This is a genomic window from Pseudomonas sp. C6002 (genome assembly GCF_013385805.1).
In the GTDB taxonomy this organism is placed as follows: domain Bacteria; phylum Pseudomonadota; class Gammaproteobacteria; order Pseudomonadales; family Pseudomonadaceae; genus Aquipseudomonas.
This window is the reverse complement of record NZ_JACAPH010000030.1, coordinates 324,511-340,143: the sequence shown is the minus strand read 5'-3', so window position 1 is coordinate 340,143 and position 15,633 is coordinate 324,511. Positions and strand designations below refer to the sequence as shown.

The following is a 15,633-nucleotide window of genomic DNA, read 5'->3' as shown; positions in this document are numbered from 1 at the left end:
CCATGGAACGACAACTGGACGCCTACTGCGCTCACCTGCGCAGCGAGCGCCAGGTGTCGCCGCATACCCTGGAAGCCTACCGGCGGGACTTGAACAAGGTCCTGGCGTTCTGCGAGAAACAACACATCGGCAGCTGGAAGGCCCTGGACATCCAGGGTCTGCGCAGCCTGATCGCCCGCCTGCACCAGCAAGGCCAATCCTCCCGCAGCCTGGCGCGCCTGCTATCGGCGGTACGCGGCCTCTATCACTACCTGAACCGCGAAGGCCTGTGCGACCACGACCCGGCCAACGGCCTGGCGCCGCCCAAGGGCGAACGCCGCCTGCCCAAGACCCTCGACACGGATCGCGCCCTGCAATTGCTCGATGGCGCCGTGGAGGACGACTTCCTGGCCCATCGCGACCAGGCAATCCTCGAACTCTTCTACTCCTCGGGCCTGCGCCTGTCGGAGCTGACCGGGCTTAACCTCGATCAACTGGACCTGGCGGATGGCCTGGTGCAAGTGCTCGGCAAAGGCAGCAAGACCCGCGTATTACCGGTGGGCAAGAAGGCCCGCGAAGCCTTGCTGCTATGGCTGCCGCTGCGCGCCCTGGCCAACCCGGCGGACGACGCGGTGTTTATCAGCCAGCAAGGCCGGCGTCTCGGGCCCCGGGCCATACAAGTGCGGGTCAAGGCCGCCGGCGAGCGCGAGCTGGGGCAGAACCTGCACCCGCACATGCTCCGGCACTCCTTTGCCAGCCACTTGCTGGAGTCCTCCCAGGACCTGCGTGCGGTGCAGGAACTGCTGGGCCACTCCGACATCAAGACCACCCAGATCTACACCCACCTGGATTTCCAGCACCTGGCAACGGTGTACGACAGCGCCCATCCACGGGCCAAACGCATTAAGGGCAGTGACTCATGAGCATCAAGCTGATCACCTTCGACCTGGACGATACGCTCTGGGATAACGTGCCGGTCATCATCAGCGCCGAGGCATCGATGCGCGAGTGGCTGGCGACCCACGCCACCAAGGTGGGCGACTTGCCCCTGCAGAAGTTTGCCAGCCTGCGCCAGCAGGTGCTGGAGCGTCATCCCGAGCTGAAATATCGCATCAGCGTGTTGCGTCACAAGGTGCTGCAATACGCCTTCGAGGAAGCCGGGTACCCGCTGCCGGAAGCGGCGCAGATGGCGGATGTGTGCTTTGAAGCGTTCATCCATGCCCGGCATCAACTCACCGTATTCCCCGAAGCGGAACCGATGCTGCAAGCACTGCGCCGCGACTATCTGCTGGGGGTGATTACCAACGGTAATGCCGATGTGCAACGTGTGGGGTTGGCGGACTACTTCCACTTTGCACTCCGGGCTGAAGACATTGGTATTGCCAAGCCGGATGCGCGGTTGTTCCAGGAGGCCTTGCAGCGCGGCGGCGTTGAGCCGGGCGCGGCGGTGCACGTCGGGGATCATCCCGGGGATGACATTGCCGGGGCGCAACAGGCGGGACTGCGGGCGGTGTGGTTCAACCCGGCAGGCAAGGCCTGGGAGGCCGAGAAATTGCCGGATGCCGAGATTCGCAGCCTGACCGAGCTACCCGACGTGCTAGCCCGCTGGAATGCATAACCTGATGATGAAGGGCTTTTGTGGCGAGGGAGCTTGCTCCCGCTGGGCTGCGAAGCGGCCCCTGAACCAGCCACGACGGCCTTTCTGAAAGACCGCGTCGACCCAACCAGGGGCCGCTTCGCGCCCCAACGGGAGCAAGCTCCCTCGCCACACACGCTCTTCATCCTTGGATGGGTGTTGGCCCTGACCATTTTTTGTAGCGCCCATGAAAAAGCCCGCAGCGACGGCGGGCTTTTTCAGCAAGCAAACAGCAGGCCTTAGATAGGCCGGCTGCCGTACTTGTTATCCGGCTTCTTCGGTGGATCTGCCACCACGTTAGCCTCGACTTCCTGCACTTTGCCGCCTTTGGCGAGGAATTCTTCCATCGCCCGGGCCAGCGCATCGCGCTCTTTGTTCTTGGCTTCTACGCTCGGCAACTCGTCAACCGACACTGCAGCCTTGGCCTTGCCCTTGGCTGCCGGGACCGGTGCATCGTCGCCACCGTCGTCGTCAGCCACGTCTTCGGCAGCCGCCTCAAGACCTTCTTCGGTTTCGTCGTCGTCGCCTACTTCGAGGTCGTCGTTTTCCAGATCATCGTCGCTCATGTTCTACCTCATGACTTGCGAAAAGCAGATTAGTTATAGCCCAGCTTCGCCGCCTGTCGACGGCCGCCGGAAAAAAATCAACATCCACCGGTTAACCAGTGGCTTATGCCCCATCACCGTGCAAGGTGGCGAGGACTTTACGAGCACCGCCATGATCACGGTGCTCGCCCAGATAAACACCTTGCCAGGTCCCCATCGCCAAGCGGCCGGCCCTTACCGGCAAACTCAGCTGACAGCCCAGCAGACTGGCCTTGAAGTGCGCCGGCAGATCATCCGGACCCTCGTCGTTGTGTTCATATCCCGCCGTGCCTTGCGGCACCAGCGCATTGAAAAAACGTTCGAAGTCACGGCGAACCGCCGGGTCGGCATTCTCGTTGACCGTCAACGAGGCCGAGGTGTGCTGCAGCCACAAATGCAACAGTCCCACCCGACAGGCCTTCAATTCAGGCAGGCCGGCGAGCAACTCGTCCGTCACCAGATGAAAGCCCCGGGGCTTGGCCCGCAGGGTTATCAGGGTCTGTTGCCACATACAGTTCTCCGCCTATCGGCGCGCATTCTAGCGCGCTCAGGGAAAAAACAAAGTGCCGAATACGCCTACATGCCTGTAAGACATTCGCACACTGAAAAGTGCAGTGCGGATCCCATCACAAAGTCGCAAAAAAACCCATACACCTTTAGCCACAGACAAACCCAAGGCAAAAAAATGCCCGGCAAGCCGGGCATCTTTTTTTCGCGTACTTACAAGTTGTAGCCGCGCTCGTTGTGTTGCGCCAGATCGAGGCCAACCGCCTCTTCTTCTTCGGTCACCCGCAGGCCCATCACCACGTCCAGCACCTTGAGGATGATGTACGTCACGATAGCGGTGTAGATGACAGTGAAGCCGACGCCTTTGGCCTGAACCCAGACCTGTGCGGCAATGTCGGTAGTAGCGGCGTTGAAGCCACCCATCGACGGTGCGGCGAACACGCCGGTCAGGATCGCGCCGAGGATACCGCCGATACCATGCACGCCGAAGGCGTCCAGGGAGTCGTCGTAGCCCAGTTTGCGTTTCAGGGTAGTGGCGCAGAAGAAGCACACCACACCGGCAGCCAGGCCGATCACCAGGGCACCCATCGGGCCCACGGTGCCAGCGGCTGGGGTGATTGCCACCAGGCCCGCAACCACACCCGAGGCGATGCCCAGTGCGCTTGGCTTACCGTGGGTGACCCACTCGGCGAACATCCAGCCCAGGGCCGCAGCAGCGGTAGCGATCTGGGTCACCAGCATCGCCATGCCGGCAGTGCCGTTGGCGGCAGCAGCGGAGCCGGCGTTGAAGCCGAACCAGCCGACCCACAGCATGGCCGCGCCCACCAGGGTGTAACCGAGGTTGTGCGGCGCCATTGGGGTGGTTGGGAAGCCTTTACGCTTGCCGAGTACCAGGCACGCTACCAGGCCGGCCACACCGGCGTTGATGTGCACCACGGTGCCGCCTGCGAAGTCCAGCACGCCCCAGTCGCCCAGCAACGAACCCGGACCGCCCCACACCATGTGGGCAATCGGTGCGTAGACCAGGGTGAACCAGACGCCCATGAAGATCAGCATCGCGGAGAACTTCATCCGCTCGGCGAATGCACCGACGATCAGCGCCGGGGTGATGATCGCGAAGGTCATCTGGAAGGTCACGAACACGGCCTCAGGGAACAACGCCGCCGGGCCGGTGATGCTGGCCGGGGTCACACCCGAGAGGAACAGTTTGGACAAGCCACCCACAAACGAGTTGAGATTGACGACGCCTGCTTCCATACCGGTGGTGTCGAACGCCATGCTGTAGCCGTACACGAACCACAGGATGGTGATCAGGCCGGTGATGGCAAAGCACTGCATCATCACGGAAAGAATGTTTTTGGAGCGAACCATGCCGCCGTAGAACAGCGCGAGGCCTGGAATGGTCATGAACAGCACCAGCGCGGTGGACGTGAGCATCCACGCGGTGTCGCCGGAATTGAGGACTGGAGCAGGTACTGGGTCCGCCGCCATGGCCAGGGCCGGCATTACGAGGGACAACAGGGCTCCTAGCCCTGCGAATTTACGCAGAGTCATATTGTTTTCTCCTGGGGCGTTGGGGTTTGGCGGCTTAGATTGCGTCGGTATCGGTTTCGCCGGTACGGATGCGAATAGCCTGTTCCAGATTGACCACGAAGATCTTGCCGTCACCGATCTTGCCGGTGTTGGCGGCCTTGGTTATCGCCTCGATAACCCGGTCAAGATCCTTGTCGTCAATGGCGACATCAATCTTCACCTTTGGCAGGAAATCGACCACGTATTCCGCGCCGCGATACAGCTCGGTGTGACCCTTCTGCCGACCGAAGCCTTTGACCTCAGTAACGGTAATGCCCTGCACGCCGATCTCGGACAGTGACTCGCGTACATCGTCCAACTTGAACGGTTTGATGATGGCAGTGACTAGCTTCATGAAAACTCTCTCCCGAATTGGTGGACTTGCCCCAGGAAAACAAACCCGTCTCAAGTCTAAGCGCAGTGCCTGGCTTTGTAACGCTTCGTCGCCCTGGCATTTGCCGTTGCGACGCTCGCTAACCACTGGTGACGAAACATGTACCGCTGGTCCGTCGGCGCACTGCATCGTCACAGCGACTGCATCAGTGCATGGGTCATGATCGTCTAAGCAGAAAGCTTGCCAGCTCCGTAAAAATCACTGAAATCAGTCCTTTGTTCGCCTGTGCCCACCTACCGGGCGCCACGACAGCGAAGATACGCACGAAAACGGTGCGCGACCGCCCGTCCTCATGCGCGAAAAGCGTGCGCCGCAGGGGCTGGAAAAGACTATAGACGCTGCGTGATACACTGCCGGCCAACAGATTTTCCGGACGATTTCCCATGCTCGCGCCCAAAGACCTCCTCGACGCCCTGAGCGGCCACGCCTCCCGCCTGTTCAGCAGCGACACGCCGCTGCCACGCAATGAAATTGAAAGCCAGTTCAAGGCACTGCTGCAAAGCGGTTTCAGCAAGCTGGACCTGGTAAGCCGGGAAGAGTTTGATAGCCAGATGGTGGTGCTGGCGCGCACTCGGGCGCGGTTGGAAAGCCTTGAGGCCAAGGTGGCGGAGCTGGAAGCGCGATTGACGCCTGCCGCCGAATAAGCCGGCCCAACCGGGGCAGGTTTCACCTGTCCCCGTTAAACCGTTGCAACCCTCAGCTCACCCGCTGATACCCGCCGACAACCCCCTTCTTCGACAATACCCACTGCCACAGCTGGATATCCCGCGCGCGAAACGCCCCTGCACACGACAGCAGGTAGTAGCGCCACATCCGGTAGAAGCGCTGGCCGAAGGTGTCTGCGAAATCCGGCCACGCCAGTTCGAAGTTTTCACACCAGGCCATCAGCGTCTTGTCGTAGTCGGCGCCAAAGTTGTGCAAATCCTCGGCAACAAATAACCCGTCCATGGCGTCGCCGATCTGCCCGATCGAGGGCAAATCACCGTTGGGAAAGATGTATTTGTCGATCCACGGATCCGGCGTGCTGTTGCGTTGGTTCTTGCCGATAGTGTGTAGCAGGAACAACCCATCGTCTTTCAGGCAGCGGTTGGCGACCTCCATATACGCCCGATGGTTCTTGCGCCCCACATGCTCGAACATGCCGACACTGGCGATATGGTCGAACTGCTCGTCGATATCCCGATAGTCCTGCAGACGAAACTCGATCGGCAGATGTGAATACTTGGCCCGCCCCCACTCCGCCTGCTCCTTGGAGATGGTCACGCCGACACACTCGACCCCATAGTGCTCGGCCGCATGGCTCATGAAACTGCCCCAGCCACAGCCGATATCCAGCACGCGCATGCCCGGCTTGAGCCCCAGTTTTTTACAGATCAGGTCCAGCTTGGCGAACTGCGCCTGCTCCAGGGTGGTGGCATCTTTCCAGTAGCCACAGGTGTAGGTCATGCGCGAGTCGAGCATGCGTGCGTAGAAGTCATTGCCGAGGTCGTAATGTGCTTCGCCGACTTGCCAGGCGCGCTTCTTGTTTTGCAGGTTCAGCCAGCGGGAGCTGAACGCGTGAAACAACAAGGTGGCCGGGTTGGCCTGGTCGATCACGCCGGAGCGCATGAGGCGGAAAAAAAACTCATCCAGCGCCTCGGCGTCCCAGCCGCCATCCATGTAGTCTTCGCCAAGGCCAAGATTGCCCTTGGCCAGGGCGAGATCAAATGTGGCACTGTGGTGCAGTTGCATATCGGCAGCCGATGGCCCGTTGACCTCGATCTGCGCCTGCGCCAGCAACTCCTTAACGAAGCGCGCTCCCTGAGACATCTCATCAGAACCGGAAAAAGAATGACGCGTTTTGTTAAGCACAGTTGCTCTCCAGAAATAGCGTTGCCTTTGATTCATACACTGCGAGAAATCTGGCCATGGAAGCGTCTGGCAAGGCCCTTAAGGCGTCATGGAAGCGCTGGCTGGGAACAGATGTAACAAATCTTATCCAGCCATTTTTTAAAGATATAATGAATTAATATTATGAAAACCATGCAAAATTGGAATGCAAGATGGACATTCGGGCGCTCCGTTATTTCGTAGAAGTCGTCGACCAGCAGAGCTTTACCAAAGCCGCTGTGAAGCTGCACCTGACCCAGCCAACAGTCAGCAAGATGGTGCAGCAATTGGAGTCGAGCCTTGGCCTGAAGCTGCTCGACCGCATGGGAAAACGCTTCACCCTGACGGACGCCGGGGAAATTGTGCTCAAGCGCGCCAAGGAAATGATCGCGCTGCACGATGAAATGACGGTAGAGCTGCAAGACTTGCAGCATGTCGGGCGCGGCGCCCTGCGCATGGGGCTTTCGCCCTCTACCCACCTCGCACTGGCGCCGATCTTTGCGGAGTATCACGCCCGTTACCCGAAGATCGAACTGAAACTGTTCGAAAGCGGCGGCAATATCACCATCCAGGATCTGCGCCAGGGCACGCTGGAGTTCGGCACCATCCTTGACTCGCCGCGCGTGGCGGATATCTGGTCCGAATTCGAATCCATGCCCTTGTTCGAATCGCCACTGTGCCTGCTCGCGCCCCATGACTCGCCCTGGCAAGGCCGCAGCTCGGTGGAGTTGAGCGAACTGCAAGCCTGCGAATTCATCTTTTACGATGACACCTTCACCCTGAACCAATTCGTACTTGATGCCTGTGCACAAGCCGGTTTTGAGCCGCGGATCAGTGGCCGCAGCAGCCAATGGGACTTTATCGCCTCCCTGGTACGACTGGGCGTGGGCATCACCCTGCTGCCCCGGGCATTCTGCGAAACCCTTGATGCGAGCCAGTTCAGCATCGCGGAAATACAGTCGCCGGCGCTGAACTGGAGGCTGATGCTGGCGTGGCGTCGGCAGTGCAAGTTGTCGTTTGCGGCGCAGGCGTGGTTGACGCTGGCGAAAGAGTTTCTGTGTGTGCCGCCGTCGGACCGCTAGCGCGATACGTTCTGTAAAACCTCGCCGCCGCGCGTCGCCATCACTCAACTACCCTTGAAAAACCGCAGGAAGCGGCCACTCATTTCAAGGAACCAGCATGTCCCTCGCCATCGTCCACAGCCGCGCCCAGATAGGCGTCGAAGCGCCCGCCGTCACTGTCGAGGTGCACATGGCCAACGGCTTGCCGTCGCTGACGCTGGTGGGCCTGCCGGAAACCGCCGTCAAGGAAAGCAAAGACCGCGTGCGCAGCGCCATTCTCAATTCTGCGCTGCAATACCCGTCCCGCCGCATCACCCTCAACCTCGCACCCGCCGACCTCCCCAAGGACGGCGGGCGCTTTGATTTGGCGATTGCCCTGGGGATTCTCGCCGCCAGCGTGCAGGTAACGGCGCTGACCCTCGATAACGTGGAATGCCTGGGCGAGCTGGCGCTGTCCGGTGAGGTACGGCCGGTGAAAGGTGTGTTGCCCGCAGCCCTGGCGGCGCGCAAGGTCGGGCGCACCTTGATCGTGCCGCGGGCCAATGCCGAGGAAGCCTGCCTGGCTTCGGGGTTGAAGGTGATTGCCGTGGATCACCTGCTGCAAGTGGTGGCGCACCTGAACGGTCACGTGCCGATCGAGCCCTTCGTTTCCAGTGGCCTGATGTACTTGAACAAACCCTACCCGGACCTGAGTGAAGTGCAGGGCCAACTGGCAGCCAAGCGTGCGCTGTTGATCGCTGCGGCGGGCGCCCACAACCTGTTGCTCAGCGGGCCACCGGGCACCGGCAAGACCTTGCTCGCCAGCCGTCTACCAGGGTTGTTGCCGCCCTTGAGTGAACAGGAAGCGCTGGAGGTGGCGGCGATTCAATCGGTGGTCAGCCTGGCGCCGCTGAGCCATTGGCCACACCGGCCATTTCGCCAGCCGCATCATTCGGCATCCGGCCCGGCGCTGGTGGGCGGCGGCTCGAAACCGCAGCCGGGGGAAATAACCCTGGCCCATCACGGTGTGTTGTTTCTCGACGAGTTGCCGGAGTTTGATCGCAAGGTTCTGGAGGTGCTACGTGAGCCGCTGGAGTCCGGGCATATCGTGATTTCCCGCGCTCGCGACCGGGTGCGTTTCCCGGCGCGCTTTCAGTTGGTGGCGGCAATGAACCCCTGCCCTTGCGGCTATGTGGGCGAGCCCAGTGGGCGCTGTCGCTGCACGCCGGAGCAGATTCAGCGCTATCGCAACAAACTCTCGGGGCCGCTGCTGGACCGGATTGACCTGCACGTGACCGTCGCCCGGGAAAGCACCGCGCTGAACCCGGGCATACAGTCCGGTGATGACACCGCCAGCGCCTCCGTCCTCGTCGCCGATGCCCGGGACCGCCAACAACGGCGCCAGGGCTGCGCCAATGCGTTTCTCGACCTGCCGGGGCTACGCCAGCACTGCAAACTGAAAAAGGCTGATGAAGGCTGGCTGGAAAGCGCCTGCGAACGGCTGACGCTGTCGTTGCGGGCAGCCCATCGCCTGCTCAAGGTCGCCCGCACCCTGGCCGACCTGGAACAAGTGGAAGCCATCGCCCGCCATCATCTGGCGGAGGCCTTGCAGTACCGCCCTGCTAGCGCGTCCTAGGCAACGCCAGGAGCAGCCCCGCCACTTCCATCACCTCATCCATCACCGCTTCAGCGGATTCAACGGAGGGTTTGAGCAACAAGTCATCGGCATAGCCCATCGCTACGGCAAAGAGTTGTCGCGCAGCGCGCTTGGGCGACTCACAGCGAAACACCTTGGCTGCCACACCGTGCTCGATGATCTCGGCGAGCATGGCTTGCCATTGGGCGTTGATCACCAGGTAAGCCTGGGCCAATGGCTCGTCATGCATGGCTTCGTCCCAGGCATCCAGCCATAGCGCCCAACCGGCGTCTGCCGTGGAGGGCAGGCAGTCACGCAGGAACCCTTCGAGGGCTTCCAATGGCGGCAGATCCACCAGCGGCGCCCTCACCTCGTCCAGTTGCTCGTTGGCGAACCGCACGAACGCTTCGCGGCGCAGCTCTTTCCAGTCGCTGAAGTAGTGATAGACGTGGCTGCGGGACAGCCCGGCATGCTCCGCCAGGTCGCGGGTGGAAACATCGGCAAACCCTTTGCTGCGAAACAGCTCCAGGGCGGCGGCGATGATCTGGTCTTTACGGTCGATACGCGACATGAGGCTTTTCCTTCAGGCACCGGCAGATCGACGGCGCTTGCTTTTTGAGCGGTCGCTCAAGGATAATTGAGCAGTCGCTCAATACTAGCGTTTATCTCCCCCTTGGTGCACCCCATGTCATCCGTAACACCGCAAATTCTGATCGAAGAAAGCAAAAAGATCGGGCAACAATCCGCCAGCCAAACCCTCAAGGCGATCGCCAAGGCCTATCCCGGCAAGTTGTTCTGCACCTTGTCGCTGGTGGCCCTGGAGAACGCATTGCTGCTGGCCTACCCACTGTTTGCGGGGTTCGCGGTGGACTCGATTATCCGCGGCGATGCCGGCAGCGCGCTGTTCTACGCCGCCGTGGTGCTGGCGTTCTGGGTGGTCGGGGCGGCGCGACGGGCGCTGGATACGCGCACCTTCACCCGTATCTACGCGGACCTTGCGGTGCCGGTGATTCTCAACCAGCGTCTGCAAAACCACAGCACTTCCCGGGCGGCAGCGCGGGTGGTGCTGGCGCGGGACTTTGTCGACTTCTTCGAAAAACACGTGCCGATCATCGCGACGGCGCTGGTTTCCATCGTCGGTGCGGCAGTGATGCTGTTGGTGATCGAGCCGTGGATCGGCCTGGCGTGCCTGACAGCGCTGGTGCTGTGCACAACCTTGTTGCCACGTTTCGCCCGGCGCAATCAGGAGCTGCATGAGCGCTTGAATGACCGCCTGGAAAAGGAAATCGGCCTGGTGGAAAAGGTCGGCGCGCAGACCTTGCGGCGCCACTACCAGGTGTTGTCACGCCTGCGGATCTGGCTGTCGGACCGCGAGGCTGCCGCGTTCCTGTTTATCGGTACGCTGGCGGCACTGCTGTTTGTGGTTGCCATCAGCCAGCTGGCGCTGTCGCCGGCGGTCAAGGCCGGCCACGTGTATGCGGTGATGACTTACCTGTGGACCTTTGTCAGCAGCCTGGATGAAGCGCCAGGGATGGTCGACCAACTGGCGCGACTCAAGGACATTGGCAAGCGTGTGGACCCGGGGCTGGGCGACCGATCCGACGTTTGACGCGTCGGGTAGGCCGTCATCGCGGGCAAGCCCGGCTCCCACAGTGGACCGCGTACTCCAGAACAACACGGTCAACTGTGGGAGCGGGCTTACCCGCGATGAGGCCCGAACAGTCAATCAACGAAACCGGTCAACCTCATGCCGCAAGCCCGCCGCCAGGGTCTCCAGTTCCTTGGCGGTGATCGCAAGGTTGGACACCACTTCACGCTGCTCGCTGTTGGCCAGGGCGATGCTCTGCAAGTTGCTGCTCAGCAGGGTCGCCGTGCTGCTCTGCTCCTGGGTCGCCGTGGTAATGGCCGCAAACTGCTGGCCCGCCGAGCGGCTTTGCTCGTCGATCCGCGCCAGCGCAGAGGCGACGTCAGCGTTGCGAGCCAGGCCTTCCTGCATCAGCACGTTGCCTTGTTCCATGGTGCTGATGGCGTTGCCGGTTTCCTGCTGGATACTCTGGATCATCCCGGAAATCTCATCCGTGGCCTGACGAGTGCGCGATGCGAGGTTGCGCACTTCATCGGCCACCACCGCAAACCCGCGCCCCTGCTCACCGGCCCGCGCCGCTTCGATGGCTGCGTTGAGCGCCAGCAGGTTGGTCTGTTCGGCAATCGCGGTGATCACTCCGACGATCCCGCCGATTTCCTGGGAGCGCTGGCCCAGGGTGTTGATCACCGTGGCCGTGCTGTTCAGCGCGGTGGCGATGTGTTCCAGGGACGACGACGCTTCCTGCATCGAGGTGCGGCCGATCCTGGTTTGCTGGGCGTTGTCCTGGGCCAGGCGCTCGGTGTTGCCCATGTTGTCGGCAATATTCAGCGAGGTGGCGCTGAACTCTTCCACCGCGCCGGCCATGCTGGTGATCTCGCCGGACTGTTGCTCCATGCCTTCGTACGCACCGCCGGACAAACCCGACAACGCCTGGGCGCGGCTGTTCACGTCTTCAGCCGCCTTGCGGATATGCGACACCATGGTCGACAGCGCTTCGCCCATCTGGTTGAAACTGCGGGCTAGTTGGCCGATTTCATCATGGCTGGAAACGTTCAGCCGTGCGCTCAAATCACCGGCGCCCAGGGCTTCGGCCTGACGCACCAGGTCGCCCAATGGCTGCAACTTGCTGCGCAGCAACCAGACCGCCGCGCCCACCGCCAGCAGCATCGCGAGCAAGCTGCCGATCGCCAGGCGAATCCCCACCGACCAGGTCACCGCGCGAATTTCGGCTTTCGGCATGCTCGCCACCACCGACCACGGGCCGCCTTCAAACGGCACGGCAACGCTGTAGAAGTCTTCGTTCTTGTCGCTCCAGAAACGGCCTTTTCCAGGTTTGGCGGCCAGGTCGAGCATCACCGGAATCGACTGTTCCAGCGCCTGCACGCCAGCGGGCGGTACCAGCCAGTGCTTCTGTTCGTCAAGCAGCGCCAGGGAACCGGTCTGGCCGATGCGGAAACGCTTGAGGTTGTCGAACTGGGCGTTCTGCGCATCGGTGTAGTCGAAGCCGACAAACAGCACCGCAATCACTTTGCCGCTGGCGTCCCGCACCGGGCTGTACTGGGTCATGTAGGAGCGATCGAACAATACCGCACGGCCAACGTAGCCCTGCCCGCCCAGCAAGCGTTGGTAGGCCGGATGCTGGTGATCCAGCGCCGTACCGATGGCGCGGCTGCCATCCTGCTTGGTCAGGGAGGTGCTGACGCGGATAAAGTCCTCGCCGCTGCGTACGAACAAGGTCGCCACGCCGCCGGACATCTGCTTGAACTCATCGACTTCAGCGAAGTTGTTGTTGAGCACTTCCTCGCCCAGGTACAGGCCCGGCGTCTGCACGCCCGCCACCGTCACCGGTTGCTCAGGGCGCGTACTCAAGCCGGCGCTGAAGCGCTTTTCAAACAGCCCGCTCAAACGCTGGGTACTTTCGCGCAAGGTGCTGTGGAAGGTATTGAGCTGGTCGGCCAGCAAGCGGGCCTCGCTGGCCAGGTGCTCCTCGCGGGTGTCGAGGTTGGCGGAGTCCAGCGAACGCAACGCGAATACCGTGCTGCCGCTGATGACGACAGCCAGTATCACGGCGAGGGCAAGCCCCAGTTGAGAGGCAATCCGGGCGCGAGGTTGAGACATGAAGGCTCCTGGCCGAGGCCAGGATCATCCTGATCTCATAGCGCTGCTCGGCAAAATTCTAATAGGGGAAACGTTGCAGAACGGTAGTTCCAACAACCCTACTTCGGCGGGCAGGCTCAATACTTGAGCGAATCACAGGGGTATCGCGCAAACGATTGCTGGCCGGTGCGCAATCCACTCAGTCGAGGCGCTCGACCTGGGGCAATTCCATGGCCTGCACTTCGCCCTGGAGAAAGTCACCCAGCCGTCGCAAACGCTCGCCACCCGGCCGGGTCTTCGGCCACACCAGATAGTAATTTTCCCCACTGGCCACAGCGGTGGGCCATGGCAGGCTCAGGCGGCCCTGGGCCACGTCTTCGGCCACCATAAGCAAGTCGCCCATGGACACGCCGTACCCTCGGGCGGCGGCGATCATGCCCAACTCCAAGGTGTCGAACACCTGCCCGCCCTTGAGCGAAACCTGGGATGACAGCCCCATGCGCTCCAGCCAGTTGCGCCAGTCACGCCGGTCCGGCGTCGGGTGCAGCAGTTCGGCAGAGGCCAGGCGCGCAACGTCCCAGGGTCCGTCGCTCAACAGGTTCGGCGCGCCCACCGGAATCAGCAACTCCGGAAACAGGTAGCTGGCTTCCCAGTCCGGCGGGAAATGCCCGTTGCTCAGCAACACCGCGCAATCGAATGGTTCCTGGTTGAAATCCACCTCATCGACGCTCATCCAGGCGCTGGTCAGTTGCACTTCATTGCCCGGCTGCAGGTGCCGGAAGCGACTGAGCCGCGCCAGCAGCCAGCGCATGGTCAGGGTGGACGGCGCCTTCATGCGCAGGATGTCGTCCTCGGCATTCAAGGTATGGCAGGCGCGCTCCAGGGCCGCAAAGCCTTCACGCACGCCCGGCAGCAACAGGCGCGCCGCCTCTGTGAGTTGCAAGGTGCGGCCGCTGCGCTGGAACAGGCGGCAGGCGAAATGCTCTTCCAGGGTACGAATGTGCCGGCTCACCGCACTTTGGGTGATCGACAACTCTTCCGCCGCCCGGGTGAACGAGTTGTAGCGGGACGCAGCTTCAAACGCGCGCAAGGCGTAAAGAGGAGGAAGACGACGAGACATGGCGAAAACTCCGACGGCGCAATATCGAAACCCTACCAGAATCATTCAGGCATGAGTTTTAATCATGCGAACCATCGGATTTATCCCTTTGTGCAATGCGCTGTGAGCGCCGAGAATCAACCCTTCCACCCTTCCCTGACTTTTTGAGCGTGATGATCATGCAGCATCCGGCACGTACCGAACTCTGGGCCATTCTGCGGCTGTCAGGGCCGCTGATTGCCTCACAGTTGGCCCACATGCTGATGGTGCTGACCGACACCCTGATGATGGCCCGCCTGAGCCCCGAGGCCCTGGCCGGCGGAGGCCTGGGTGCGGCGAGCTATTCGTTCGTGTCGATTTTCTGCATCGGCGTGATCGCTGCCGTGGGCACGCTGGTCGCGATCCGCCAGGGCGCCGGCGACATCGAAGGCGCCACCCGCCTGACCCAGGCCGGGCTGTGGCTGGCCTGGTTGATGGCGCTGGTGGCTGGTTTGCTGCTGTGGAACCTCAAGCCAGTGCTGCTGATGTTCGGCCAGACCGAAACCAACGTCGCGTCCGCCGGCCAGTTCCTGACCATCCTGCCGTTCGCCCTGCCCGGCTACCTGACGTTCATGGCCCTGCGCGGCTTCACCAGTGCTATCGGCAAGGCCACGCCGGTGATGGTGATCAGCCTGGGCGGCACGGTGATCAACTACCTGCTCAACCACGCGTTGATCGAAGGCATGTTCGGCCTGCCGAAACTCGGGCTGGTGGGCATTGGCCTGGTCACCGCCATCGTTGCCAACTGCATGGCCCTGGCGCTGATCTGGTACATCAAATACAACCGTGCCTACGACGCGTATCCGCTGCGCAAGGGTTTGCTGCGGCCCAACCTGCACTACCTGCGGGAACTGTGGCGCCTGGGCCTGCCGATTGGTGGCACCTATGCGGTGGAAGTCGGGCTCTTTGCGTTCGCCGCGCTGTGCATGGGCACTATGGGCAGCACGCAGCTGGCTGCGCACCAGATCGCCCTGCAGATCGTGTCGGTGGCGTTCATGGTGCCGGCGGGCATGTCGTACGCGATCACCATGCGTATCGGCCAGCATTATGGTGCCGGGCAGTTGCTGGAAGCGCGGCTGGCCGGGCGAGTTGGCATAGGCTTTGGCGCAGTGGTGATGCTGGGCTTTGCAGCGGTGCTGTGGTTGTTCTCGCACCAACTGATCAGCCTGTTCCTCGACCAGCATGACCCGGCGTTTCGCGACGTGATCAACCTCGCCGTCAGCCTGCTGGCGGTGGCCGCATGGTTTGAGCTGTTCGACGGCGTGCAGACCATCGCCATGGGCTGTATTCGCGGGCTCAAGGATGCCAAGACCACCTTCCTGGTCGGACTGGGCTGCTACTGGCTGATCGGCGCACCGGCCGCATGGTTGATGGCGTTCAATCTCGGCTGGGGGCCGACGGGCGTTTGGTGGGGCCTGGCCCTGGGCCTGGCGTGCGCGGCAGTCAGCCTGACCTGGGCGTTTGAACGGAAGATGAAGCGGATGATTCGCCAGGAGCCTGAAACCCACCAAGGATTTCAAGCCGCGCAGCCGGAGTAACGGCTGTACTCGGTCAAATGTGGGAGCGGGCTTGCTCGCGAATGCGGTGGGTCAGCCA

At 61.9% G+C, this 15,633-nt stretch carries 15 protein-coding genes; 7 read left to right on the top strand and 8 right to left on the bottom strand.

Features of this window, described 5'->3' with window-relative positions:
* Window positions 1-2 precede the first annotated feature (2 nt).
* On the top strand, window positions 3-902 hold the full coding sequence (xerC, locus tag HX817_RS21240; RefSeq protein WP_008439350.1) for a tyrosine recombinase XerC: 900 nt from the start codon (window positions 3-5) through the stop codon (window positions 900-902).
* Window positions 899-1,597 (top strand): HAD family hydrolase, encoded by a 699-nt coding sequence (locus HX817_RS21235; RefSeq protein ID WP_177041084.1) that lies wholly within the window; start codon window positions 899-901, stop codon window positions 1,595-1,597. The genes xerC and HX817_RS21235 overlap by 4 nt, the downstream gene beginning before the upstream one ends.
* Before the next feature lie 257 nt (window positions 1,598-1,854).
* Here the strand turns inward: HX817_RS21235 and sutA are convergent, their stop codons facing one another.
* The 4 genes from sutA to glnK form a co-directional block, all read right to left on the bottom strand.
* Window positions 1,855-2,181 (bottom strand): transcriptional regulator SutA, encoded by a 327-nt coding sequence (sutA, locus tag HX817_RS21230; protein ID WP_003208791.1) that lies wholly within the window; start codon window positions 2,179-2,181, stop codon window positions 1,855-1,857.
* A 103-nt stretch (window positions 2,182-2,284) separates the two neighbouring features.
* Window positions 2,285-2,710, bottom strand: coding sequence for a secondary thiamine-phosphate synthase enzyme YjbQ (locus tag HX817_RS21225; RefSeq protein WP_003208787.1), 426 nt, complete (start codon window positions 2,708-2,710; stop codon window positions 2,285-2,287).
* Between the two features lie 209 nt (window positions 2,711-2,919).
* Window positions 2,920-4,260: an ammonium transporter gene (locus tag HX817_RS21220; RefSeq protein ID WP_008439352.1), complete on the bottom strand. Its 1,341-nt coding sequence runs from the start codon at window positions 4,258-4,260 to the stop codon at window positions 2,920-2,922.
* Window positions 4,261-4,294: 34 nt separating this feature from the next.
* Window positions 4,295-4,633, bottom strand: a complete 339-nt coding sequence (glnK, locus tag HX817_RS21215; RefSeq protein ID WP_002555808.1) for a P-II family nitrogen regulator — start codon at window positions 4,631-4,633, stop codon at window positions 4,295-4,297.
* 473 nt (window positions 4,634-5,106) lie between these two features.
* On the opposite strand from glnK, the gene HX817_RS21210 reads away from it, so the two are divergent.
* On the top strand, window positions 5,107-5,316 hold the full coding sequence (locus HX817_RS21210; RefSeq protein WP_371103568.1) for an accessory factor UbiK family protein: 210 nt from the start codon (window positions 5,107-5,109) through the stop codon (window positions 5,314-5,316).
* Window positions 5,317-5,368: 52 nt separating this feature from the next.
* Here the strand turns inward: HX817_RS21210 and cfa are convergent, their stop codons facing one another.
* Complete coding sequence (gene cfa, locus HX817_RS21205) at window positions 5,369-6,451, bottom strand: cyclopropane fatty acyl phospholipid synthase (protein WP_003208781.1); 1,083 nt, start codon at window positions 6,449-6,451, stop codon at window positions 5,369-5,371.
* A 263-nt stretch (window positions 6,452-6,714) separates the two neighbouring features.
* Here cfa and HX817_RS21200 point away from each other — a divergent pair, with 263 nt between their 5' ends.
* The gene (locus HX817_RS21200; protein ID WP_003208779.1) at window positions 6,715-7,623 is read left to right on the top strand and encodes a LysR family transcriptional regulator; all 909 of its coding nucleotides are present in this window, start codon (window positions 6,715-6,717) and stop codon (window positions 7,621-7,623) included.
* 97 nt (window positions 7,624-7,720) lie between these two features.
* Window positions 7,721-9,217, top strand: a complete 1,497-nt coding sequence (locus HX817_RS21195; RefSeq protein ID WP_177041082.1) for a YifB family Mg chelatase-like AAA ATPase — start codon at window positions 7,721-7,723, stop codon at window positions 9,215-9,217.
* Here HX817_RS21195 and HX817_RS21190 read toward each other — a convergent pair.
* Window positions 9,204-9,788 carry a TetR/AcrR family transcriptional regulator gene (locus HX817_RS21190; RefSeq protein WP_177028054.1) on the bottom strand — a complete coding sequence of 195 codons (585 nt, stop codon included), beginning with the start codon at window positions 9,786-9,788 and terminating at the stop codon, window positions 9,204-9,206. The two genes, HX817_RS21195 and HX817_RS21190, sit on opposite strands and share 14 nt — an antisense overlap.
* Before the next feature lie 114 nt (window positions 9,789-9,902).
* Between HX817_RS21190 and HX817_RS21185 the strand changes: the two genes are divergently transcribed.
* Window positions 9,903-10,826 carry an ABC transporter six-transmembrane domain-containing protein gene (locus HX817_RS21185; protein WP_177041080.1) on the top strand — a complete coding sequence of 308 codons (924 nt, stop codon included), beginning with the start codon at window positions 9,903-9,905 and terminating at the stop codon, window positions 10,824-10,826.
* A 117-nt stretch (window positions 10,827-10,943) separates the two neighbouring features.
* Here the strand turns inward: HX817_RS21185 and HX817_RS21180 are convergent, their stop codons facing one another.
* Both HX817_RS21180 and HX817_RS21175 read right to left on the bottom strand, forming a co-directional pair.
* A complete protein-coding gene (locus HX817_RS21180) occupies window positions 10,944-12,920 on the bottom strand; it encodes a methyl-accepting chemotaxis protein (protein ID WP_177041079.1) in 1,977 nt (658 codons plus the stop codon).
* Window positions 12,921-13,098: 178 nt separating this feature from the next.
* On the bottom strand, window positions 13,099-14,019 hold the full coding sequence (locus HX817_RS21175) for a LysR substrate-binding domain-containing protein (protein ID WP_003208769.1): 921 nt from the start codon (window positions 14,017-14,019) through the stop codon (window positions 13,099-13,101).
* A 152-nt stretch (window positions 14,020-14,171) separates the two neighbouring features.
* Between HX817_RS21175 and HX817_RS21170 the strand changes: the two genes are divergently transcribed.
* Window positions 14,172-15,575, top strand: a complete 1,404-nt coding sequence (locus HX817_RS21170) for a NorM family multidrug efflux MATE transporter (RefSeq protein ID WP_008439410.1) — start codon at window positions 14,172-14,174, stop codon at window positions 15,573-15,575.
* Window positions 15,576-15,633: the final 58 nt, after the last annotated feature.